The 23,708-nt window shown below is 43.4% G+C and carries 22 protein-coding genes; 6 read left to right on the forward strand and 16 right to left on the reverse strand.

Annotated features, from left to right (window positions below; translation table 11 throughout):
- Window position 1: 1 nt before the first annotated feature.
- From tuf to tpiA, 5 genes are all read right to left on the reverse strand, one after another.
- Window positions 2-1,234 (reverse strand): elongation factor Tu, encoded by a 1,233-nt coding sequence (tuf, locus tag B9G53_RS26165; RefSeq protein WP_094536344.1) that lies wholly within the window; start codon window positions 1,232-1,234, stop codon window positions 2-4.
- A gap of 106 nt (window positions 1,235-1,340) precedes the next feature.
- Window positions 1,341-3,419, reverse strand: a complete 2,079-nt coding sequence (gene fusA / locus B9G53_RS26170) for an elongation factor G (RefSeq protein ID WP_094536345.1) — start codon at window positions 3,417-3,419, stop codon at window positions 1,341-1,343.
- A gap of 79 nt (window positions 3,420-3,498) precedes the next feature.
- Window positions 3,499-3,969, reverse strand: coding sequence for a 30S ribosomal protein S7 (rpsG, locus tag B9G53_RS26175; RefSeq protein WP_094536346.1), 471 nt, complete (start codon window positions 3,967-3,969; stop codon window positions 3,499-3,501).
- A 79-nt stretch (window positions 3,970-4,048) separates the two neighbouring features.
- On the reverse strand, window positions 4,049-4,462 hold the full coding sequence (gene rpsL, locus B9G53_RS26180; RefSeq protein ID WP_094536347.1) for a 30S ribosomal protein S12: 414 nt from the start codon (window positions 4,460-4,462) through the stop codon (window positions 4,049-4,051).
- Between the two features lie 202 nt (window positions 4,463-4,664).
- Window positions 4,665-5,411 carry a triose-phosphate isomerase gene (tpiA, locus tag B9G53_RS26185; protein ID WP_094536348.1) on the reverse strand — a complete coding sequence of 249 codons (747 nt, stop codon included), beginning with the start codon at window positions 5,409-5,411 and terminating at the stop codon, window positions 4,665-4,667.
- A gap of 826 nt (window positions 5,412-6,237) precedes the next feature.
- On the opposite strand from tpiA, the gene B9G53_RS26190 reads away from it, so the two are divergent.
- Window positions 6,238-7,437, forward strand: a complete 1,200-nt coding sequence (locus B9G53_RS26190) for a GNAT family N-acetyltransferase (RefSeq protein WP_094536349.1) — start codon at window positions 6,238-6,240, stop codon at window positions 7,435-7,437.
- A gap of 89 nt (window positions 7,438-7,526) precedes the next feature.
- Here the strand turns inward: B9G53_RS26190 and gyrA are convergent, their stop codons facing one another.
- Window positions 7,527-10,232 (reverse strand): DNA gyrase subunit A, encoded by a 2,706-nt coding sequence (gyrA, locus tag B9G53_RS26195; protein ID WP_217901685.1) that lies wholly within the window; start codon window positions 10,230-10,232, stop codon window positions 7,527-7,529.
- Window positions 10,233-10,825: 593 nt separating this feature from the next.
- Between gyrA and B9G53_RS26200 the strand changes: the two genes are divergently transcribed.
- Entirely contained in the window at window positions 10,826-11,152 is a 327-nt protein-coding gene (locus B9G53_RS26200) for a helix-turn-helix transcriptional regulator (RefSeq protein ID WP_094536350.1), read from the forward strand.
- Window positions 11,153-11,184: 32 nt separating this feature from the next.
- Here the strand turns inward: B9G53_RS26200 and B9G53_RS26205 are convergent, their stop codons facing one another.
- The gene (locus B9G53_RS26205; RefSeq protein WP_094536351.1) at window positions 11,185-11,643 is read right to left on the reverse strand and encodes a DUF2214 family protein; all 459 of its coding nucleotides are present in this window, start codon (window positions 11,641-11,643) and stop codon (window positions 11,185-11,187) included.
- A 51-nt stretch (window positions 11,644-11,694) separates the two neighbouring features.
- On the opposite strand from B9G53_RS26205, the gene B9G53_RS26210 reads away from it, so the two are divergent.
- From B9G53_RS26210 to B9G53_RS26220, 3 genes are all read left to right on the forward strand, one after another.
- Window positions 11,695-12,165 (forward strand): DUF2358 domain-containing protein, encoded by a 471-nt coding sequence (locus tag B9G53_RS26210; RefSeq protein WP_254923825.1) that lies wholly within the window; start codon window positions 11,695-11,697, stop codon window positions 12,163-12,165.
- Window positions 12,166-12,179: 14 nt separating this feature from the next.
- A complete protein-coding gene (locus B9G53_RS26215; protein ID WP_254923826.1) occupies window positions 12,180-12,605 on the forward strand; it encodes a diacylglycerol kinase in 426 nt (141 codons plus the stop codon).
- Window positions 12,606-12,847: 242 nt separating this feature from the next.
- Window positions 12,848-13,651, forward strand: a complete 804-nt coding sequence (locus tag B9G53_RS26220; protein ID WP_094536353.1) for a DUF1838 domain-containing protein — start codon at window positions 12,848-12,850, stop codon at window positions 13,649-13,651.
- A 48-nt stretch (window positions 13,652-13,699) separates the two neighbouring features.
- Here B9G53_RS26220 and B9G53_RS26225 read toward each other — a convergent pair whose 3' ends face one another.
- The 4 genes from B9G53_RS26225 to B9G53_RS26240 all read right to left on the reverse strand — a co-directional run bounded on the left by B9G53_RS26225 (window position 13,700) and on the right by B9G53_RS26240 (window position 18,277).
- Window positions 13,700-14,611 (reverse strand): hypothetical protein, encoded by a 912-nt coding sequence (locus B9G53_RS26225; protein WP_094536354.1) that lies wholly within the window; start codon window positions 14,609-14,611, stop codon window positions 13,700-13,702.
- Window positions 14,612-14,686: 75 nt separating this feature from the next.
- Window positions 14,687-15,484: a TlyA family RNA methyltransferase gene (locus tag B9G53_RS26230; RefSeq protein WP_094536355.1), complete on the reverse strand. Its 798-nt coding sequence runs from the start codon at window positions 15,482-15,484 to the stop codon at window positions 14,687-14,689.
- A gap of 167 nt (window positions 15,485-15,651) precedes the next feature.
- Entirely contained in the window at window positions 15,652-16,692 is a 1,041-nt protein-coding gene (locus B9G53_RS26235; protein WP_094536356.1) for a 30S ribosomal protein S1, read from the reverse strand.
- Window positions 16,693-16,927: 235 nt separating this feature from the next.
- Window positions 16,928-18,277 carry a 16S rRNA (cytosine(967)-C(5))-methyltransferase gene (locus B9G53_RS26240; protein ID WP_094536357.1) on the reverse strand — a complete coding sequence of 450 codons (1,350 nt, stop codon included), beginning with the start codon at window positions 18,275-18,277 and terminating at the stop codon, window positions 16,928-16,930.
- A gap of 233 nt (window positions 18,278-18,510) precedes the next feature.
- Here B9G53_RS26240 and mraY point away from each other — a divergent pair, with 233 nt between their 5' ends.
- Window positions 18,511-19,614, forward strand: a complete 1,104-nt coding sequence (mraY, locus tag B9G53_RS26245) for a phospho-N-acetylmuramoyl-pentapeptide-transferase (RefSeq protein WP_094536358.1) — start codon at window positions 18,511-18,513, stop codon at window positions 19,612-19,614.
- A gap of 59 nt (window positions 19,615-19,673) precedes the next feature.
- Here the strand turns inward: mraY and B9G53_RS26250 are convergent, their stop codons facing one another.
- The 5 genes from B9G53_RS26250 to nth form a co-directional block, all read right to left on the reverse strand.
- Window positions 19,674-21,062, reverse strand: coding sequence for a hypothetical protein (locus tag B9G53_RS26250; RefSeq protein WP_141211906.1), 1,389 nt, complete (start codon window positions 21,060-21,062; stop codon window positions 19,674-19,676).
- A 156-nt stretch (window positions 21,063-21,218) separates the two neighbouring features.
- The gene (locus tag B9G53_RS26255) at window positions 21,219-21,722 is read right to left on the reverse strand and encodes a pentapeptide repeat-containing protein (protein WP_094536374.1); all 504 of its coding nucleotides are present in this window, start codon (window positions 21,720-21,722) and stop codon (window positions 21,219-21,221) included.
- 173 nt (window positions 21,723-21,895) lie between these two features.
- Window positions 21,896-22,006 (reverse strand): photosystem I reaction center subunit VIII, encoded by a 111-nt coding sequence (locus tag B9G53_RS26260; RefSeq protein WP_094536360.1) that lies wholly within the window; start codon window positions 22,004-22,006, stop codon window positions 21,896-21,898.
- 100 nt (window positions 22,007-22,106) lie between these two features.
- Entirely contained in the window at window positions 22,107-22,580 is a 474-nt protein-coding gene (locus B9G53_RS26265) for a photosystem I reaction center subunit XI (protein ID WP_094536361.1), read from the reverse strand.
- Between the two features lie 137 nt (window positions 22,581-22,717).
- Complete coding sequence (gene nth / locus B9G53_RS26270) at window positions 22,718-23,374, reverse strand: endonuclease III (RefSeq protein WP_094536362.1); 657 nt, start codon at window positions 23,372-23,374, stop codon at window positions 22,718-22,720.
- Between the last annotated feature and the right edge of the window lie 334 nt (window positions 23,375-23,708).

Here is a 23,708-nt window from a genome sequence, read left to right on the forward strand (position 1 = left end):
ACTATTTCAAGATCTTGGTAACAACACCCGATCCAACGGTACGACCGCCTTCACGAATAGCGAAGCGCATTTCGTTTTCGATCGCAATGGGGTTGATCAACTCAACAGTCATCTTGATGCGATCGCCAGGCATAACCATTTCTGCATCACTACCATCATCAGCAGTAAAGGTAACAATGGTTCCAGTTACGTCAGTTGTACGTACATAGAACTGAGGACGATAGCCAGGGAAGAAAGGAGTCTTACGACCACCTTCTTTCTCGGTCAAAATGTAAACCTGACCTTCAAATTGAGTGTGAGGATTGATCGACTTAGGCTTAGCCAAAACCATACCGCGTTCGATGTCAGCCTTCTGAATACCACGCAACAATAGACCTGCGTTGTCACCAGCTAGACCTTCATCTAGGCTCTTCTTGAACATTTCGATACCAGTAACGGTTGTCGAACGAGTATCTGTAATACCAACTAGTTCAACAATGTCACCAACCTTGACAGTACCACGCTCAATCCGACCTGTCGCAACCGTACCACGACCAGTGATCGAGAATACGTCTTCAACAGCCATCAAGAAAGGCTTATCAACGGCACGCTCAGGAGTAGGGATGTAGGAGTCAACAGAATCCATCAAAGCCCAAATTTTGTCTACCCAAGGATTTTCACCACGTTGAGTTTTAGGATTCGCAGTCATCGCTTCAACAGCTTTTAGTGCAGATCCACGAGTGATGGGAATATTGTCGCCATCAAAATCATAGGAAGAGAGCAACTCACGAACTTCAAGTTCAACTAGCTCAACTAGTTCTTCTTCGCCTTCCATTTGGTCTTCTTTGTTCAAGAAAACAACGAGGTTAGGTACACCAACCTGACGAGCAAGCAAGATGTGCTCACGGGTTTGAGGCTCAGGACCATCAGCAGCAGACACGAGCAGGATTGCTCCGTCCATCTGTGCTGCACCAGTGATCATGTTCTTAACATAGTCAGCATGTCCAGGACAGTCAACGTGAGCATAGTGACGCTCTACAGTTTGATACTCAACGTGAGCGGTGTTGATCGTGATACCGCGAGCTTTTTCTTCAGGGGCAGCATCAATTTGATCGTATGCTTTGGCTGTTGCTTGACCTGCGGCAGCCAAGGACATGGTGATTGCAGCAGTTAAAGTAGTTTTACCGTGATCAACGTGACCAATAGTACCGATGTTAACGTGGGGCTTGGTTCTCTCAAATTTAGCGCGTGCCATTTTTTCGTAATTATCCTTAACTTTGGTAATGATTACTCTAGTTTATAGAGCATTTTGGGTAATTGCTACTCTAGTTTATAGAGTATTTGTCGAGTATTTTAAAGGACTACTCTTTGCCCTTGCTTTTAGCAATGATGGCTTCAGCCACATTCTTAGGAACTTCTTCATAATGGCTAAATTCCATTGAGAAGCTTGCTCTACCTTGAGTTGACGAGCGCAGGTCAGTAGAATAACCAAACATCTCAGACAAGGGCACCCTTGCCTCAACTCTTTTGCCAGAAGGGGTGTCATCCATACCAGCAATGTTGCCACGACGACGACTAAGGTCACCAATTACATCACCCATGTAGTCTTCAGGGGTTTCAACTTCAACCTTCATCATCGGCTCAAGCAAAACAGGCTGAGCCTTCATGACAGCTTCCTTAATTGCCATGGAGCCAGCAATTTTAAAAGCCATTTCTGAAGAGTCCACATCATGGAAAGAACCATGTACGAGAGTAGCTCTAAGGTCAATCACAGGATAACCAGCTAGAATTCCTGATTCACAGGCTTCCTTCATACCTTGCTCTGAAGGCTTAATGAATTCCTTAGGAATCACACCACCAACAATTTTCGATACAAATTCAAATCCTGTACCTGGTTCGGTAGGTTCCAAATTGATCACAACGTGACCATATTGTCCCTTACCACCACTCTGACGGGCAAATTTACCTTCAATGTCGGTAACGGTTCTGCGAATAGTTTCACGATAAGCCACTTGAGGCGCACCCACATTCGCTTCAACGTTAAACTCACGCTTCATCCGATCAACGAGAATTTCTAAGTGAAGCTCACCCATGCCAGAGATAATCGTTTGATTAGTCTCAGGATCGGTCATAACTCGGAAGGTAGGATCTTCTTCAGACAAAGATTGCAGAGCCTTGGATAGTTTTTCCATATCCTGTTTCGTTTTTGGCTCAACAGCAACGGAAATGACAGGCTCAGGAATAAACAGAGTCTCTAATACAATCGGAGAGGTGTCATCACAAAGGGTGTCGCCAGTGAAGGTATCTTTGAGGCCTAATACTGCACCGAGATCACCAGCTCTGAGTTCGTCAACTTCTTGGCGATCGTCAGCTTTCAATACAATCAGGCGAGAAATACGTTCCTTCTTGTTCTTGCTAGAGTTGAGCGCGTAAGAACCTTTTTTCAAGATGCCAGAATAAACTCGAACAAAGGTGAGACGACCATAGGGATCAGCCATGATCTTGAATGCCAATGCCGACATTGGTGCATCATCTTTTGCTTCACGAGTAGCCTCCTCACCATTAGGTAGCAAACCTTGAACTGGTTTAACATCACTAGGAGCAGGAAGGTAATCGATAACGGCATCTAGTAAAAGCTGTACGCCTTTGTTCTTGAAAGCCGAACCACAAGTCATCGGGACAATCTTGCCGCTAAGAGTCCCTTTACGCAAGCCTGATCTAACTTCATCTTCAGTGAGTTCCTCACCTTCAAGATATTTTTCCATCAGATCATCGTCAGAATCGGCAACTGATTCAAGGAGCTTACCGTGCCAATCGTTAGCTAGTTCAACTAAGTCAGCAGGAATATCTATTTCTTCAATATCTTTGCCGATTTCATCTTTATAGATGTAGGCTTTCATTTTGACGAGATCGATAATTCCTACTAGCTCTGCTTCACTACCAATAGGTAGTTGGATGGGAACAGCATTGGAACCAAAACGCGCACGAATTTGTTCTCGTACTCGTAAAAAATTCGCCCCCATGCGATCCATTTTGTTGACGAATACGAGGCGAGGTACTTTATAGCGGTCTGCTTGTCTCCATACAGTTTCGGATTGAGGCTGTACGCCTCCGACGGCACAGAAAACTGCAACTACGCCATCAAGTACCCGCATGGAGCGTTCTACTTCAATGGTGAAGTCCACGTGTCCAGGAGTGTCGATGATGTTAATGCGGTGATCTTTCCAATTGGTGCTGATAGCTGCGGCAGTAATAGTGATGCCGCGTTCGCGTTCTTGAGCCATCCAATCAGTTACGGCGGTTCCATCATGGACTTCACCTATTTTGTGAACAACGCCAGAATAAAACAGAATTCGCTCAGTAGTTGTGGTTTTACCAGCGTCAATATGCGCCGCAATACCTATATTGCGTACCTTATCTAAGGCAATAGAGCGTTCCACAATAGTTTCCTCGTGTTTGTCAGGAATTGAGAATTTATATTAAGAATAGTATAGCGAGGCAAGCTAAGGTCTAATTACGTTAGTAACGATAATGAGCAAATGCTTTGTTTGCTTCTGCCATCTTGTGGGTTTCTTCACGTTTACGGATGGTTTGACCAGTTTCATTGGCGGCATCCATCAACTCATTAGCTAGTTTAGTTACCATGCTACGTCCTGCACGACCACGAGAATATTGGACTAACCAGCGTAGGGCAAGGGCAACACCACGATCAGTGCGGACTTCCATTGGTACTTGGTAAGTAGCACCACCAACACGACGAGCTTTAACTTCTACAAGTGGGGTGGCATTGCGAATTGCACGGTCAAACACTTCTAATGGTGGATTTCCTGTGCGTTCGCCAATGGTGTCAAGAGCTTTGTAAACAATGTGAGAGGCTACAGAATGCTTACCGCGTGACATTACACGGCGGATTAGCATACTAATAAGACGGCTGTTGTAAACCGAATCAGGGGGAGTTATGCGCTTTGAAGCTTTCGTTCTACGGGACATTGCGGTACTAAATTCACCTTATAAAATGAATTGCTAATTTTACTAAATGGCTACTAAGTAACCTTTTTATAGATGATTCTTACTTTTTCTTCTTGCCAGTGCTTGTTGCTGGTGCTTGACCTGGTTTGGGTCGCTTAGCGCCATATTTAGAGCGTCCTTGCTTACGATCCTTTACACCTGAAGTATCGAGAGTGCCACGGATAATGTGATAACGCACACCTGGCAAATCTTTTACACGACCGCCTCTAATCATCACAACGGAGTGTTCTTGGAGGTTATGCCCAATCCCAGGGATGTATGCGGTGACTTCAAATCCAGAAGTCAAGCGTACCCGTGCCACTTTTCTAAGTGCAGAGTTGGGCTTTTTGGGTGTTGTAGTGTAGACGCGCGTACATACTCCCCTGCGTTGAGGACAACTTTTTAGGGCAGGAGACTTTGTTTTGGTGTTTATGGTTTGGCGCTCACTGCGGATGAGCTGTTGGATCGTGGGCATAAGTGATGATTTGGTATATCTGCGGCTGTGTATTCTAATCAACAGCACATAATTATAACAAAGTAGATCTCACAAAGTCAATTGTCAAAACAATTGTCATGGCTTGATAAGCTTTGTTATGGTTATGTCGGCTGTGGCGATCGCTGTCTTTATTAAGAAATCATTAGGGACAGCATATAAACAAAAAGTAATGTAAGCAAACCTAGCGATAATTTACAATTCTGGCAAAGCCTGCTGGGTCAAGACTTGCTCCACCAACCAACACACCATCAATTTCAGGTTGCGCCATGATTTCGTCAATATTATCAGCTTTGACAGAACCACCGTACTGAATTGTGATGTCACGGTTCGCTAGCTTACCACGAATTAGTCCAATCACACGATTTGCTTCGCTAGAGGCACAGGTGTCTCCAGTACCGATCGCCCAAATTGGCTCGTAAGCGATGATCAAATTATTTTGATCAACCTCAACGAGATCGGCTGCTAGTTGCGAAAAGATCCAAGATTCGGTTTCGTTTGCGTCACGTTGTTGCTTGCTTTCACCCACACAGAGAATGGGGGTTAGTCCGTGAGCCTGTGCAGCTTTTAGTCGCTTGTTCACAGTTTCATCGGTTTCCCCAAAGAACTGACGACGCTCACTATGTCCGATGATTACATATTTAATTCCTAGTTCAACTAGCATCGGTGCAGAAATTTCACCTGTAAATGCGCCATTTTCTGCCCAATGGACATTTTGAGCGCCAATATTCAGGTTTGGACAGATCGCTGGCACGACTGTTTGTAGGAGCGCAAGATTGGTATAGGGGACGCAAATGAGGATTTGCTGATCGGTGATCGCCGCCTGAGATGCGGTGTCTTTAAGATGGTTTGGAAATTCTGAAAAAAAGGCTTTGGCTTCGGACTGGGTTTTATACATTTTCCAGTTGCCAGCAATAACGATTTTAGGCAAGGCTCGTTTACCCCTAAGTTAGGATTGTAAAAATAATGAATTGTTGTTTATTTTACCGAAAAAGGGATCATTAAGTAGCTGAGCGTAATTAAACCCAGAGCCAAAACCTGTGGCGCACGCGAAGCGTGCGCCACAGGTTTTGAGGTTTTATACTTAATTGCGCCCAGCTACTTAAAAGCAAAGGTAGGTGCGAAGCGATCGCCTTTGCTTTTATCTCCAAAAACTGAATGAGTCTAGCAGAAGGCTGCTAGACTCATGTCTTTAAGTAATTCAATTAAGGTTTCTACTAGAGGTTTACTGGAACGTGTGGGTATTGATTAACTGTACGTTGTAGCCCTTATCTTTTTAACTACATAAGTTTGTCTCATTTCGTTTTCATGCTAGGTCAAAACCTAAGTAAACATTGATTAGAAATTTAAGAGACCCCAATAACAATGCAGGCTATCGAAGTTACCAAAACTACACCGATCTTTAGAATAAGCACTGCCCCGTAAAGATCGAAAGAATCGTGGGGAGCAGCAAAGCGCCAATCCGATTTTGACTTTTAACTCTTTCTTTTAGCTCCTCCTTAACATTGAAAAGTTATTTTCAACATTTAAACTAGGTTTGCGTTTGGATTGAGTTGCCTTGCCTCTTGTGCCATGTATATACATTAACGCAGATAGTGTTATACAGCATCATTTGTTTACATAAATTCACAAGTTTCTTGACTCTTTAAAATCAAAAACTCAAGAAGATTACTGAGTCGTAGTTCTGACTTTGGGGTTTGCTTTTGTTAAGCTATGTATACTAAGCAATTTACTTAAATACTGCCAAGACTTTCACTATGCTGCAACAAGCTTCCCGTTATACGACGACTTGGGTGGATACGGTTAATAAGGTCAAGGCTGAGGCATGGAATATTCTCGCAAAACCTTTGGTGACTCCTTTTTTTGAATGGGAGTGGCTCTCGAATCTAGAGACTTCAGGTTGTGCGATCGCGCAGCAGGGATGGCTACCTAGTCATTTATTAGTCTGGCAGGGGGATGTATTGGTGGCGGCGGCTCCTTTGTATTTGAAGGGGCACAGCCAAGGCGAGTTTGTATTTGACCATCAATGGGCAGACTTGTCCTATCGGTTGGGGATTGAGTATTATCCGAAATTATTGGGGATGGCTCCGTTTACGCCTGCGGTGGGTTATCGCTTTTTGGTGCATCCTGATTTGATCGACAATCCCAATGAATTATCAAAAATCTATGACCTAATGCTTGCGGAGATCGATCGCCTTTGCGACAAGCATCAAATGTCGGGCTGTAATTTTTTATATGTCGATCCTAGTTGGAAGCATGAGCTAGAGTCGCGGGGCTTTACAACTTGGATGCACCATAGTTACGTTTGGGAAAATCAAGAGTTTACGGATTTTGATGATTACCTCAAAAATTTTAATGCGAATCAGCGCCGCAATATTAAGCGGGAACGCAAGTCAGTCGAAAGCACAGGGATTACGATGCGAGTCTATACGGGTGAAGAGATTCCGCATTATTTCTATGGCTATATGTATGAGCTATATAACGATCATTGCAATAAGTTTTGGGGAGGCAGCAAGTATTTGAATCGCAAGTTTTTTGAAAATCTCGCCCATAGTTTTCGCGATCGCCTTGTGTTTGTAGCAGGTGAGATCGACGATTATCCCAAACCTGTCGGGATGTCTTTTTGTATTCGTAAGGATGATCAGTTATTTGGGCGTTATTGGGGATGCGTGCAGGAAATTGATTGTTTGCACTTTAATGCTTGTTATTACAAACCGATCGAATGGGCGATCGCTCAAGGAATTAAGCGCTTTGACCCTGGGGCTGGTGGTCAGCACAAAAAACGGCGCGGATTTCCTGCCACACCCAATTACAGTTTGCACCGCTTTTATCGTGATCGGCTTAAGCAAATTCTTGTGCCTTATATCAGTGAAGTAAATACTTACGAGGCAAAACAGATTCTAGCGATTAACAACGAACTGCCCTTTGATTTTGCACCACCCGATTTACATGTATAAAAAAGAGACTCGCATTGCGAGTCTCTTTTTTAATTAAGGAAACAAGAAATGAGTTGCATCGCAAAGCGTCGCCACTCATTTCTTGTTTTTTAATTCACAGAAGTATCGTCCTCGTCATCTAATTCCGCGATTTCTGCTGTTTCAATTGCTAATTCCTCAACATTAGTTTCAGTAGCAGTTAACGCTACATCACCACTGAGAATTTCTGCTTCTTCAATCTCTTCTTCCAAAGCAGGAGGAACTAGAGTTGCACCAACGATCGCATCGGAAGCATCAAGCCTTTGTAGACGTACACCTCTTGCCGTGCGGGATTGACAGGCGATCGCATCGGTACTTTGACGCATGACGATACCGCGACTAGTGACGATCATTAACTCGTTATTCTCATCGACTAAACAAAGCGAAGCAAGTTGATCTTGTCCAGATTTGAATTTGGTCACGCGCAAACCTTTACCTGCTCGTTTTTGAATACGGAACTGGTTGACAGGAACCCGCTTACCGTAGCCGCCTCTAGTGACGACTAGCACCCAAGGTCCTTGAGCTTTTTCATTCTCAGCCTCGGTCGTCTCCCCTTCTAGATTCTCTTCTTCATTGACAGTTACAGTCAAATCAATCTCTTCTTCAGAGCCTTCAACTTCCTCGATTTCGGCAAGCCCTGCGGGGAGAATATCCATACTCACGATTTCATCATCACCCGTCAAACGCATCGATCGCACGCCGCGAGTATCACGACCCATCGGGCGCAACTGCTCATGGTCAGTACGGAAGCGAATTGACATGCCTTGGCGTGAGCCGACAATGATTGTGTTATCGGCTTTAGCTCGTCTGACCCAACGCAGCAAATCACCTTCTTCTAAGGCGATCGCAATTAGACCATTGGAACGAATGTTCGCAAAAGCTGGTAACTTCGTTTTTTTGATATAGCCGCCAGCCGTAAGCATAACTAGATATTCATCTTCGCTAAACTCACTGATGGGTAATACTGTGGTAATTTTTTCGTCAGCAGCGATCGGTAATAACTGCACTACCGCCGTACCACGGGCGGCTCGACCTGATTCGGGAACTTCGTAAGCCTTGACTCCATAGACCTTACCGCGATCGGTAAAGAAGAGAACTTTGTCATGACTGCGACAAGCGAAGAAATGGGCGATCGCATCATCATCCTTGACGTTGGCGCTAGCTTTGCCGCGTGTAGCACGATGTTGAGCGGTGAAAGTATCCACAGGCATTCGTTTCACATAGCCTTGCTCGGTCACCATCACAATCGTTTCGCGATTGGCAATCAAATCCGCCGTATCGATATCACCCTCATTAGGCAGGATGCGAGAGCGGCGAGGTGTCGTAAATTCGAGTTTGATTGCTTCCAATTCTTCACGGGTAATCGTGAGAATGCGATCGCGATTTGCGAGAATATGTTGGAGATCGGCAATCTTCTCAACTAACTGATTATGCTCATCATGGATCTTATCGGCATCCTGAGCAGTCAAGCGGCGCAATTGCATTTGCAGAATTGCATCGGCTTGAGCTTCCGATAATCCATAGTTCTCAATCAAGCCCAACTTCGCAGAACTACTATCATCGGCTCCACGAATCAGGGCGATGACTGCATCCAAATGATTCAGAGCAATTAATAGCCCTTGTAATAGATGATCACGTTCTTCGGCTTTACGTAGTTCGTACTGAGTACGGCGCGTAATCACTTCGTAACGGAAATCTAGGAATACTTGCAAGGCATGACGCAGCGTCAGGGTAATCGGTTCGCCATCTACCAGTGCTAACATATTGCAACTGAAGTTCGATTGCAGAGGCGTGGATTTATAAAGATTATTCAGAACTACTTTCGGATAAGCATCGCGTTTTAATTCGATGACTAAACGCATACCATCGCGATCGCTTTCATCGCGAATATCAGAAATGCCATCAATCTTCTTCTCATTGACCATTTCCGCAATGCGTTCGATTAGCGCTGCCTTGTTGGTTTGGTAAGGCATTTCGGTGATGATAATCGCCTCGCGATCTTGCCGCCCAGAAGCGGAAATCGTCTCAAAGCTAGCTACTGCCCGCATGGTCACGGAGCCGCGCCCAGTTGTATAGGTTTCGCGAGCGCCATCGGTTCCTAAGATCAAAGCGCCTGTTGGGAAGTCGGGACCTGGAATATATCGCATCAATTCCAAATCTGTGAGATTCGGATCGGCAATTAGAGCCACTAAACCATCCACTAATTCGCCCAAGTTGTGCGGCGGAATATTGGTCGCCATCCCTACAGCGATGCCTGAGGAACCATTTAGCAATAATTGGGGAATTCTGGCAGGTAATACTAGCGGCTCCTGTTGTGAGCCATCATAGTTGTCACCAAAGTTAACCGTATCGCGCTCGATATCCTGAATTAGACCGAATTGGGAAATGCGGGTGAGCCGACATTCGGTATATCGCATCGCGGCGGCGGGATCGTTATCGACTGATCCAAAGTTACCGTGACCATCGACCATGCGATCGCGCATCGAAAAGTCCTGCGCCATTCGTACCAGTGCTTCATACACGGCGGTGTCACCGTGGGGGTGATATTTACCGATTACGTCACCGACCACACGGGCGCATTTCCGAAACGGGCGATCGGCGGTCATGCCCAACTCGTGCATAGCGTAGAGAATGCGACGATGTACAGGCTTGAGTCCATCACGGGCATCGGGCAAGGCGCGACCAACGATCACGCTCATGGCATATTCCAGATACGATCGCGACATTTCGCCGCGCAGGTCTGTTGGAATAATCCGATCTTCTAAGGTATCAGTCATACGGCTACTCAAATTCTCCTTGCATTGCTTGGCAGTGCTTGCCCCGTGGGATATAGGCAATTCTTACTAAGTGTCTGTAATATTATAAAGCTTTGCGGGGTTACAAGGGTTAACTAGTACAAGTAACAAATAGGATGCGATGCGATCAATGGTTCTTCTGCACATTGAAAAAGCTAATTGTTTGTCTAATGCCAAGTGTGTATCAACAAGCGAGTCTCAATGCAATATTGGGACTATTTCTAGAAGTTGGGATTAGGCGCGATCGCGTAAGTTTACTTAGTTCTATCTTTGAGTATCATGAGTATCAAAATAATTTCGCTTGAACCAAAAAGATAGATTGACGAGGCTAATTAAAATGGGAACTTCATCCAACTCTGAAATAGAGAGAGCGTCAAAATTTTGTCATTACGGAAGACATTGCCTAATTATTCGTAACGGACTTTTGCCAGCGTTGCACAAAAATTGCTCTAGGATAGAGGGTCGTTTAATCGGCTATATATGTGCCATGATTAATTTACCTAACATTGGTTAACATCAATATTCATGATAATCAATACTAAGTATCTAATTTGCATTTATGGCAGTATAGATTTATGAATTCACATCAATCGATTACCTGTTGTCCGCCACTGCTGGAAGGTCGTCTGACCTTGGACGAAGCAAGCTATTTAGCCACGATATTTCGTGTCTTGGGGGAATCTGCACGGTTACAAATTTTGAGCTTAATTGCGGCTCAGCCTAGTCAAGAAGTATGTGCCTGTGAACTTGTAGAAACCCTCGGTTTAGCGCAACCAACAGTCAGCCATCATCTCAAAGTTCTCTATGAGGCAGGTTTACTTACTAAAGATCGGCGTGGAACTTGGATTTACTATCGCATTTTGCCTGAAAAGTTAGCGATGTTACGGGATGCCCTTTCATAAACAAAGGGGACGTTTAGCGTCCCCTTTGTTTTTTATAAGCCTAACGTGATGCCTCTTGCCATCATGGAAGCGAGGAGAGGAATGAGACTAAATCCCACAAGCTCGATGTGAATGATTGTTCTTAAGGTTTTGACTTTCTCTGGACTTACCTCTGGAGGCTTTTCCGCACGAAGGTTTTTAATCCACATCAAGAATGAGACTGTGGGATATAGAGACAATAAGCCAACCGCAATAAATACAGATATTTTCATCCAGAAAACTGGTTGATGGGAATAGTAATCTGCGCCTTTTTCAAAATATAAATATCTTAAAATCCCCGTTACTAAGACCATAATTCCTGCGATTCCATAAATAGTATCGGCAATTAGAATTCGCCATCCATCACGATTGGTTAGGTCTTGCTTTAGCGTAAATAGTTCTGTAGATAGGGCTGCAAAAATAAGCCCTAGGCTCAAATAATGTAGATAGGCAGCGATCGCATTAGCCCACATAAGATTCTCCACAAGTCAACAGTCTCAAGGTTATCATCAAAGGTCAGGGCTATGATTTCTCCTGAGTCCCCCAATGATTCTCCCAGAGGCGATCGCAAAATGACCAATATTCTCGACATCATTAAGGCAGATTACGCAAAATTCCCTGAAGCGCAAACCTATAGCATCTATAGCGAAGATGTCTATTTTAAAGATCCTGTCTATAACTTTCGTGGTATCAAGCAATATCAAAAGATGATTGGCTTCATCACCTTTTGGTTTAAAAATCTCAAACTAGAACTCCATGATATTTCCCGTGCCGAAAATCTCGTCAAGGCTAACTGGACGATGAGTTGGGATGCGCCTTTACCTTGGAAACCTCGGATTAGTGTTACAGGTTGGAGTGATCTGACTGTAGATAAATTTACAGATACTTTGGGCAATGGAGAAGGCGATCGGGAATTAATTATTTCCCATGTTGATTATTGGGAATGTACCAAACTTGATGTGATTAAACAGCATTTCGTCTTTAACTATCATTAAAGATTAAGATATGGGTGACTGTCTCTAGATCCCTTGTCTATGAATGTATGCCTAAACTGCCAAAATCTAAATATGATCCCATAAGGAAGTTAAAAATCATATTTTCGGGGCTTCATTTTGCCGTATCTGATTTTAGTGTCGCTTACAAGCTTGCTTTATCAGTACCACTCTTCATTTTGACATTTATTCTTCAGCAATGGATTGATGTTACTTTGATTTTGCTGGCAACAGGAATGATGTTAGTGGCAGAGTTACTTAATAGTGCGATCGAAATTTTGTGTGATTTTGTGCAACCACAAGAGGATCGGCGCATTGGTATTATTAAAGATATTGCCGCCGCAGCGGCTGGTATTAGTATTTTTGTATGGGCTGCCACATTGATTCTTGAGGCAAGTCATCTTTGGCAGATGATAATCAAATTACAACTCGCTGGACAATGAGTTAGGATGCTGCTTCTTTACCTTATAGCTAAAAAAAATAGTGTGAGGCGGCGCGAAGCGCCGCCTCACACTATTTTTTGTTGACCATGTTAACTATCGAGAATGCACCAAATTTGATGTAATTAAACAGCATTTTGTCTTTTCCTAGTAAAGAGGTTTGCTTATATAGTTTTTACTTTGCATAAATTTTGTACACTGAAGCTAGCGATAAGCGATCAAAACCTAAAATAGCGAGAAAATCAATGTTTGCAGAAACGAAAGAATTTTCGGCTACGCAGTTTGCTAAAACCAGATGTTCAACTAATGGCACACCATCTTTTTTGGCTTGGAGTGGTTATTTATATTCCTTTATGCCCAATGAGCCAAAGCGTAAGTTGTTCCAAATCATTGGAATGAATGTGGCGCGATGTATAGACAATGGTGATGGATCATGGGACTTCACCTCGCGCGAAGTGATTCTATATCTTGATCCTGAGACTAGAGAGATAATTCGCCATTGGCAAAATCCTTGGACGGGGGAAATGTTATCCGTGGTACATGTCGCCCATAGTCCGATTCAAGGTATATTTCGCCACAATATTCCCGCCGAGGTGGAAGGTGATACCGCAACTTTCATTTTCGACTTATTTGCTCAGTATCCCAATCCCCTTGCTGACGATCCTAAATTTGCCGAATATTGCGATCGCCCGATGTACAATGCCGTCGAGTTATTTAAACTCTCTGTTCCCATCGCCGATCTCGAAGATCCCACAACCACAACGGTATCCAAATTAGTCATGTCATGGAATCGTGTGGGGCCATGGTTACCTTGGATGAAAATGGGACAGCGTGAGGGGAATCTGATTTATAGCGCCTCTGGTAAAAAGGTTAAAGATTTTAATGAGCTACCACTCATTCTCAAAAAAGAAATTGAAACCCGTCTCCCTCTGTTTAGAGATGCGCCAGCTGAAAAAACTGAAGGGGAAGAAATGACATCATGGCAATATTTCAAACAACATTTTGACGCTTATCTGCAAGGTGCTACTTTCCCGATTCCTACGTTCTAACCAAAACACACAACGGCTAGCCGTTGTGTGTTTGTCTAACCAATAAATTTAGGCTTCTGGGGTAGATTCAGAGGTTGCTGTAACTACTTGAGGGACAAGAAGCGATCGCTGAGATTCTGAGACTAATCCTGTCAACAGATCTTTAAATTCATTTTGTTTCTTCGCATTAGTGGAGACATAGCTAACTGTAATTACAGAATCACTAAAAGGAACACCAGCACAGGATTGGGAATAAACATCAATACGAGGAGTCGGTAAATCAGTCTGACTAGATAATAATGCAGAGGCTCCTGCCATATCATCCATATTTAAGAGACGCATGAGTTCATCCTTAGATTCCTCTGTTGCACTGCCAACCCATTGTTTCTCTCCATACCATTCGTTAGCTTCTTCGTTGAATGGTTCGTTTGCAGATTTAAAAGGAATGGAAGCTGCTAAGAAACCAACAATTCCCAACTCGAGCAGCCAGAGTAAATAAGCAAAATTATCCTTGATCTGGAAGGAACTACCTCTTCTACTAATGGTAATTCCTTCTTTGGCTGACATTTTTAAAAAGCCAACAAATCCCGAAGAACCAGTTTCCTGTTGCAAAAAACTATTGATTTGCTCTTTTGCTTGATTCTTATCGGTGACATTATATTCACGCGCCATGGTGGTTTCAACTTCCTGTTGAAAATTAATGTACTGTCCGTACATCAGCGAACCATAGGTAACCAGTCCACCTAAAACACCTAAACCGAGAGCGGTAATCGGATTCCGAATTTTCCCTTTTTTGACTGCAAATCCCATTGCAGCACCAGTTGCAAATCCCATTCCGATTGGGAATAAAACAATAAAGTAAATAAATTTACTGATAAATGCAGTTGCTCCACCGATTGCCGCACCTGAAACTAAAGAAGAGATAGCTAATATCGTAACTCCTTGCGATGGAGCAATATTGCTGGGCTGATAGGTTTTCATGTCTGAAAGCTATAGGTTATATAGATTTAATTTTGTTATTTTGCCGCAATTTATAAGATTGAAATAATAAGAAATTTAATTGCCATGAGCCATTGACAAAATCTCCTCAAAACTAGGCGTAACTATTTCTGAAGGTTGCTCACTTAGCCATAGCCAATATTCGTAATTACCAGTCCGACCTTGAATTGGTGAAGGCGTTAAACCTTGAAATTGCCAACCTAAACCTTGAGCAGTTGTTAAAACATTGGCGATCGCTTCCGCCCTAACTTTTGGTTCGCGTACAATCCCGTTTTTGCCCACTTGTCCCTTACCCGCTTCAAATTGCGGCTTGACTAGTAATAATGTCTCGCGAGGAGATCGCAATAAATTCCATAGCGAAGGCAAAATTTTGGTCAGTGAAATAAACGATAAATCCAACACCGCAAAATCAGGAACGATATCTTCAGGTGTATATAAATCCTCAGCCGTGAGATGTCTGAGATTAGTCCGTTCTCGTAATACAACCCGTTCATCACTGCGAATTTCCCAAGCTACCTGACCATAGCCCACATCAATCCCATATACTTTTGCTGCCCCCTGCTTCAGCATACAGTCGGTAAAACCACCCGTCGAGATCCCACCATCAAAACAAGTGCGATCACCCAAATTCACTGCAAATTTAGCAAGCGCCCCTGCCAATTTCTCACCACCACGGGACACAAAAGGCGATCGTTGTTTCACTAAAATCACCGCATCATCCTTAACCTCAGTGCCAACCTTATCAATCACCTGCTGATTGACCTGCACCCAGCCAGCTCGAATAAACTTTTGAGCCTGCTCCCGCGATGGAGCAAGCTCTAAGTCAACCAATAAAACATCTAAACGCTTTTTCAAACTGTATGTAACCTGCAATCAACTCAAAAATAAAACAAGGCGAGACTATCTCACCTTGTTTTATAGAAAATATTAACTTTTTTCCAAGTTTAAGTGAGAACCCCGTTTTTTATGGTGCGGCTTCGCCGCGCCACAAAAAATTTGGGTTTCTATTAAATCGTAGAACCCTAAGCTTCAGCTTCAGTTTCAGTTTCTTCTACTGCTTCAGCTACAACTTCTTCAGGAATTTCAGGTTCTTCCATTGCATCAGGAACTTCATACTCTTCCTCTTCAACTGCTGCAACAGGAATTTCCATCACCGCAGGAGGTGCATTTAGTTGTTCGCGATACTTCGCAGCCATTTCTTCTGCCTTAGCGTAAACCAGTTGGGGATCTTTGACCATATCACCAGGTTCAGCTTCGAGTTGCTTGGTCGAAAGCGAAATACGTCCACGTTCGGCATCGAGGTCGATGATCATCACCTTCACTTCGTCATTGACATTGAAGACGTTGTGAGGAGTTTCGATATGTTCGTGGGAGATTTCGGAAATGTGCAACAAGCCACTGACACCTCCGATGTCGATAAATGCACCGTAAGGCTTAATACCACGTACTACACCAATCACGACTTCGCCAACTTCGAGCTTGTTCATCTTACGCTCAACAAGGGCGCGACGATGACTGAGAACAAGACGGTTGCGATCTTCATCCACTTCTAAGAACTTGAGTGGCAACTCTTCTCCAACTAGTTCTTCCTTAGGCTTACGAGTGCTGATGTGTGAACCAGGGATAAATCCGCGTAGTCCTTCAATTCTGACCAGAGCACCACCACGGTTGGTTGCGAAAATGAGTGATCGCACGGTTGCGTCTTCTGCTTGCAACTGGCGTACACGTTCCCATGCTCTCATGTACTCAATGCGACGAATCGAAAGGGTTAACTGACCTTCTTCGTTTTCGTCAGCGAGAATGAAAAACTCACGGGTTTCATTGTTTTGTAATACTTCTTCAGGTTGATCAACACGATTGATCGACATTTCCTGAATCGGGATATAGGCTGCTGTCTTTGCGCCAATGTCAATAAGTGCGCCCCTAGGCTCAATGCTAAATACTGTACCCGCAACAATGTCGCCAGGGCTGAAGTGATAATCGTATTTATCTAAAAGCTTCGCGAAATCTTCATGTGTGAAGCCGACATTGGTGGTTGTGGCAGTTTTGGCCCGATTGATCATAACTAAATTTTTCCTTGTTCCTGTTTTGAATTTATCTGGTTTCCTCCCAGAAATGTAAGAGCAGTAGCCGTTACAGCTTGTTGCGGTTTACATCCTATGCCTATTTGTGTTGTTAATATTTTTAGTAAAACCTATAGGCATAGGTTTGCAATTATAGCGTACTTAAGCTAGATATAGAAAGTGTTAGCAAATATTTTTTATACGAGAGTTTACGAAGCCTACTATCGTATAACTCTTATGTTTTTTGGAGTTTAACCATAAAAAAGCCATCCATATCATGCTCATGGGGCAAGACTTTCACCCAGCCGCGATCGCTTGCAAAATGAGCCGCAGGATTATCAATACTTGGTGGCACAATTTGCCAATCGGGATGGTTGACTAAAAACCGTTCAATAACTTCTTCGTTTTCAGCAGGATGAATCGTGCAAGTACTGTAAACAATTACACCTTCGGGTTTAACCCATTGTGTGGCGCGTTCGAGAATTTCAGATTGAGTTTTAGCTAATTTATAGGGTTCTTCGGGAGTTTGTCGCCAGCGAGCATCGGCATGACGATGTAACGTTCCTAAGCCAGAGCAAGGCACATCTAATAAAACGCGATCGCATTTACCTTCTGGCATTTCTCCAAATTCACGAGCATCAATCTCAATGGTTTGCACATTCGTGATCCCCAGACGGGCCGTATTTTGATCAATCTTTTTAAGACGACTTGCCAGACGATCTAGGGCATAAACTTTACCCGTGTTTTTTAGGCGATCGCTAATATGCGTAGTTTTACCTCCGGGGGCAGCACAGGCATCAATAATGATCTCATTAGGTTGTGGATCTAATAAATAAGTAACTAACTGAGCGCTCGCGTCTTGCACTGACCACCAACCCTCTTTAAACTTGGGTAATTGGCTCACATCCCCTGATCCCTGCGCCACACGGATACCATCGGGCAAATAGGGAATCGGCTCAGCATTGATTTCAGATTCAGCAAAAGCAGCTAGGACTTGATCCCTTGTCGCATATAGAAGATTTACCCGTAAATCAAGATGGGGCGTTTGGTTAAACCAATTACAAATATTTGCGATCGCTTCTTGACCAAATTCTTGTTGCCATAATTCGATCAGCCATTCAGGATAGCTATAAAAACTGGCGGGATCGGTAATATTGGTAAGAATATCTTCCTTCTCCTTGGCTCTGAGTATGGAACGCATTACCCCGTTTGTAAATCCTGATAAGCCTTTTAAATTATTTTCTTTAACCAATTCCACCGTGGTATGAACGATCGCTGATGGCTTGATGCGATCGAGAAAACATAGTTGGTAGATACCAATGTGTAAGATTATTAATAAGTCTGGTGGTAATTTTGTGGTTGGTTTTTGTGAGAAGTTTTGCAAAACCGCTTGCAGGGTTTTTTGGCGGCGCGTACATCCATACACTAATTCCGTAATCAGACGGCGATCGCTTTCTGGGAGATTAATGTTATCCTGACGCGCTCGCGACAGCGTACAGTCAAGCGCTACATCAGCATAGGCATTGCGTCTTTGAATCAAACGTAGTGCTTCTAAAGCAATCTGTCGAGAATTCTTACTCGTCATCGGCAATTTAATAAACTTAAAATTAAAGGGCTATTTACAAAAATTGAGTTCAAGGATTCAAGAATTATCAAAATTCAATGGTTGCACTGTAGACAAATGCGGTCATTATTTGGTATCTAAGAGCGTATATTCAGGTGATATTTAATCATCTGTTACAAAGCCGTAAAAAAGCTGCTGATCTAAAGTTCGATCTAAAAAAAGTGTGATGGTTACTGTGGGTGTGAGGAGCGGCAATGGTTGATACTGGTGTGAGAGTTAGGAAAGCAAAATTTCCGACAGGAAGTAGCCTAGCACTTGGTTTAGCAATCGGTTTAATAAGTTTAATTGTTGGTGTCGATCTTTTCTTGAATCCTAATATAAGTTCAAGTCTGTTGCTACCATTCACATTTGGGGGTGCTGGCGTAGCAGCGTTAGGAACTTTTGCTGTACCCGCGTTGCGTCGTCTCAAGGCTGGTCAAATCATCCGTGAAGATGGACCACAAGCTCACCTCAAAAAACAAGGTACGCCGACAATGGGGGGGATATTCATTATACCTGTCGGAATTTTATTGGCGTTGGTATGGTCTGGGTTTAACGACAAAGTCATAGCTTGTAGTTTGCTGACACTTTCCTTTGCTTTTATCGGTTGGCTAGATGATTGGAAAATTCTGCGCCGCCACTCTAATAAAGGCTTATCTCCACGAGCCAAACTTTTACTCCAAACATTTTTCGCGGCTTGTTTTTGTACTTGGCTAGGTTTAACCCAAAACTGGCAGGCGATCGCTACGATTGATTTGCCTTTGCATTTTGTAATTCCCCTTGGCTTGTTATTCTTCCCTCTAGCTCTGTTTGTCTTTCTTGGCAGTAGCAATGCGACCAATCTCACCGATGGCTTAGATGGCTTAGCTGGTGGCACTGGGGCGATCGCTTTGTTTGGGATGGGTTTATTACTTTTTCCTCAAAACAAAGAACTTTCTATTTTCTGTATGTGCCTCAGTGGTAGCTATCTAGGTTTTCTCTGGCATAACCGTTATCCTGCAAGGGTATTCATGGGAGATACGGGATCACTTGCGTTAGGTGGAGCGCTTGCCTCGACGGCAATCCTCGGTAACTTGCTCTGGGCTTTTCTAATTATTGGTGCAATCTTTATCTGGGAATCAATTTCGGTGATTGCACAGGTTTCCTACTACAAGGCAACCAAAGACGAGACTGGCATGGGCAAACGTCTTTTCAAAATGGCTCCTTTTCACCATCACTTAGAGTTAAGTGGCTGGCATGAGTTGCATGTGGTCAAATTCTTTTATCTCACAGGTGGACTTTTAGTAGCGATCGCACTTTTAGTTAGTAAGCTTACATAAAGGCAAGATAATTCTAATTAGTGCATAAAAAAATGCCCAATTGGGCGTTTTTTTATGCACTAATTAGACAGAGAGTGAGACATGCTTTCACCAATAGCATTGAATGCTGACACATTATAAACAGCCTTAGCATTAGCCTCTTGATCTCGAAACTCCAGCACAACTTGAGTCGGTGATGGCGTATCGTCCCCACTATATTCCTGCCCTTGAAGGGTTGCAATTAGAGAATTATCGCGATAAATCCGAAATTGCGGCAATCCATTTTCGAGTGTGGGTGAGAAGCCCCAAGACAGGACGACTTCATTGGCTGTGATTTTTGTAATACGTACATCAATAGGTGCATTCGGTTTCTGCGTTGGGGTAATTTTATTTGGATAGCAACTATCGATTAATTGGGGCGCACCTAACAAAGTGACCAAATTTTTATTTGAGCAGAATTTGTATCTCACTTGATTCCAAAAAGCTGGATTCGTACTATATTCTTGCCATTTACGTGCAATTTCTTCATTGGGTAGCCATACATCTGCTAGAGCCTCACCATTGAACTGACTAACTGGCGCTACCTCATGACTAGTAAGGTTGCCTAACCAGCCTTGCGCTTGATCAATTAAGCGAAGCTGTGGATCGTTTTCTGTTTTATTTTCATTTAGGCGGGCGCTGAGAATTGCATCTAAATAAGGGATTGCGAGTTGCCTTGTTTCAGCAGCGTCATGTCCAGCGTTAGCCTCTATGGCAAAAGTCCAAGGCGCACCAGCCTTCCTGTAACGAGCAAAGATTTTTTTTGGTAAATAGAGAGTCTCTTCAGCATATGCATCTTTTCCTCCCGCAGCAAAGAGAACAGGCACTTCCAATATCTTGGAATTAAATTCTGGAAATATACTGACACCTTCAACTACAACGCCGCCGCCGCGCATTGCAACTACGGCAATAGTACGCTCAGGATATTTTTGTAACATCTGGACTGCCCAATCTGCTCCACCAGAGTATCCCCAAAGTATCCAAGGTAATTTGTTTAACTCAGGATGATCGCTTTTTTTGCCTAGTTCACTAAGGGCTTTGAGCAAAGCAACTTCTGACCCACGATCAATAACAGCCCAGTCATCACAGGCTTGATAACCATTAGGAACGTCAGTTGACTGATCCCCAGTTGGGAGTTTAGTTCCCAGAAGTGCAAATTGGTACTTTAGTGCTAAGGCTTGCCATTGAAGATCATTAGCATAGGTAAGCCCGATCGCTGTTGTGGGATCGCCACCACATCCATGCTGCTTTATAATCAGACCACGAATAGTTGGGACTCCATTGGGGAGCCAGAGTCGGTAATTAGCTGAGATATATTTATCCTTTCCAGTTGGTGGAATGGAAACTTCATAATAACTTCCAAGCTGAAGACTGTCAGTTTGCCCCACATTTATGGTTGACACTTGTGGTAATGGCTGAGGTACAGACAATAACCACTTTTTCCATCCCAAATGTATAAGTATTACAGTTAAAAGTACTAGCAGAAATATACAGAGGAATTTCCACTTGAGTATGAGCCTCAGCATGAATCCATAACTAGATTTCCCAAGAGCAATCAGTGTTGCAACTCTCTTCCACATAAATATTTAGTCGCACTCTAAAGATTCTCTAGTATCTACACCTGTTTTTGAATTTTTGCCTTTTGCTTTGGTGCATAGCCATTTGCGCTGTCCACCATCCATGATTGCGTCAGTGAAATCTGCCCCATCAATATTTACAAAATCAAAGGTGCTGCGTAATAAGATTGTTTCGACTAGCAACGCATCACTGAGATCGGCTTTAGCAAAGTCCGCTTGATCAAGTAGCCCACCAGAAAAATTTGCCCCTTTAAGATTTGCTCTTCGTAAAATTGAGGCGCTAAATACTGCTCCGCGTACATCGGCATTTTCAAAGTTGGCTCCTTCCATGTTGGCATTAGCAAAGCCTGAACCGATCAGATCTCGGCCTGAAAAGTCTCTGTTTTTTAACTGGGCGTGGCTGAATGATAGGGTTTCAGCCTGAGCATTAACGGGAAGTGTCAGTAAAAAGGTGATCGCGATTACTAGGGCGATCGCCAAGCGCACAAATATTGATGATTTTAAAAATGACATAGCCATAAAAATAAAGATAATGGCTTTATCTTAGCGTCTGCAAAAAGCAGGAAAGGCGATCGCTACATTGTAGCGATCGCCTTTCCTGCTTTTGAAAATGTGATAAAAATAAGATACGAAGAGCGATTTTTAAGAAATACGACTACTAAGAGCCTTATTTCCAAGTTTACAAATTAGTTTTCAACGTAGTTGAAAAGCAAACCCATAGTGAGGATTGGCAGAATCACACCAGCAAGAGGTACGAAAATAAAAGAAACGTAATAATGTGCGTAGTATCCAGTCATGGTCGTGGTTTTCCTTGAATAAGATATAAAGTTTTTGGGTACTTGATTTGGTTAAAATTCTCGTAGCTTAGTATTTGCGTTAGCTATACTAGCAATGAGCTTAAGACCAAAGTAAACCAAGGAATTTTTGCATTGGTTCTAGATAGTTGAGGAAGTATGCAAATGCAGCACCGCCAGCACCACCAACCAAGAAGCTGCTAGCAAATTCGCTCCAGCCAGAAGGAGTACCAAGATCGGCAGGAGCCTCAAGTGGAGTACTAGATTGGAGCTTAGTGACGTGCTGACCATGTAAAGACATACCAGCGGTCAAAATCATTACAAAGGCTAAGGTTGCCAATAAGCCAGAAAGGCTACCCAATTCGGTATTTCTTAGAGGACCAAGCAAGGCAAAAGGTCCATAGATGAAGTAACCATGAGCCATACCGACTTCTAAGCCACGACGGCTAGGAGATAAACCTGCGCGGTAAGCGGGCAGATTACCGATGAAGGCTTTAACGATCGCAGAATCGCTAATGGGGGTAGACAAATTCCCTAGTTGGGGATCGTTCTTGAAGGGTTGTACAAAATCTGTCATAAGTCTTTATTAAGTTAAAGATTGCAGGGAGAAATTTGTCTTCATTTTAGGGAATAAGCGCGGATGTCACTGCATAAAGGGTGCGGATCTTTAGAAAACTTCACAACCTCTAGTAAAAAATGGGCTTTGCCCATTTTTTACTTTACAGACGCTGATGGACATAAATCGGCTAGTTCACAGCGATCGCAAGCAGGTTTACGCGCATTACAAACGGCTCGTCCATGATAAATAATCCTAATCGACCAATTTTCCCAGTCCCGTTGGGGCAGTAGCCCCATCAAATCTCGCTCGACTTTAACGGGTTCTTCAAATTTGGTTAGTCCTAGTCTTTTTGTTAGTCGCTTTACGTGGGTGTCAACGGTTACGCCTGCATTGATCCCATAGGCATGGGCTAAAACCACATTGGCAGTTTTACGAGCCACTCCCGCTAGCTTCAGCAGTTTTTCCATCGTATTTGGTACTTGCCCGTTAAAGTCTCGCACGATCATTTCACAGGCACTTCTAATATTTTTAGCTTTATTGCGGTAAAAACCTGTGGAATGTACTAACTCCATCAGTTCATCAAGATCGGCATTGGCTAAGGCGATCGCATCAGGATATCGGGCAAATAATTTTGGGGTGACCATATTCACCCGCTCATCGGTACATTGAGCCGAGAGAATCACGGCAACCAAAAGTTGTACTGGGGTTTCGTAATCAAGTGAACAGGTTGCGTCTGGATAAAGACGCTTGAGGCGAATCAATATTTCGTTAGCCCGAACTTTTTTAGATGAACGTTTGGTAATAATTCCCATGAGTAGCGCAATACACCGATGATTCGCAGTTTAGCATTCTCAAAACAAGAAGCGACACTTCGTGTCGCTTCTTGTTTTGGGATCTCTGAATTTCTTGACAGCGACATTTAAAAATACGTTTTATAGCAACGCAAGAGATAGCTAGGACAAATCAAAACCCAAAAGATGAGTGGCGGCGCGAAGCGCCGCCACTCATCTTTTGGGTTTTATGTYCTAAGCAAAACTTACATTGCTACACTTTTCTTCCTAGATACAAGGGGCTGTGCCACAGGGCAAGCCCCAGACTTATGCCATAGCAAGAATTCTTTTCACGTAACATCAGTGAGTAATTGCT

Source organism: Pseudanabaena sp. SR411 (genome assembly GCF_002251945.1).
In the GTDB taxonomy this organism is placed as follows: domain Bacteria; phylum Cyanobacteriota; class Cyanobacteriia; order Pseudanabaenales; family Pseudanabaenaceae; genus Pseudanabaena.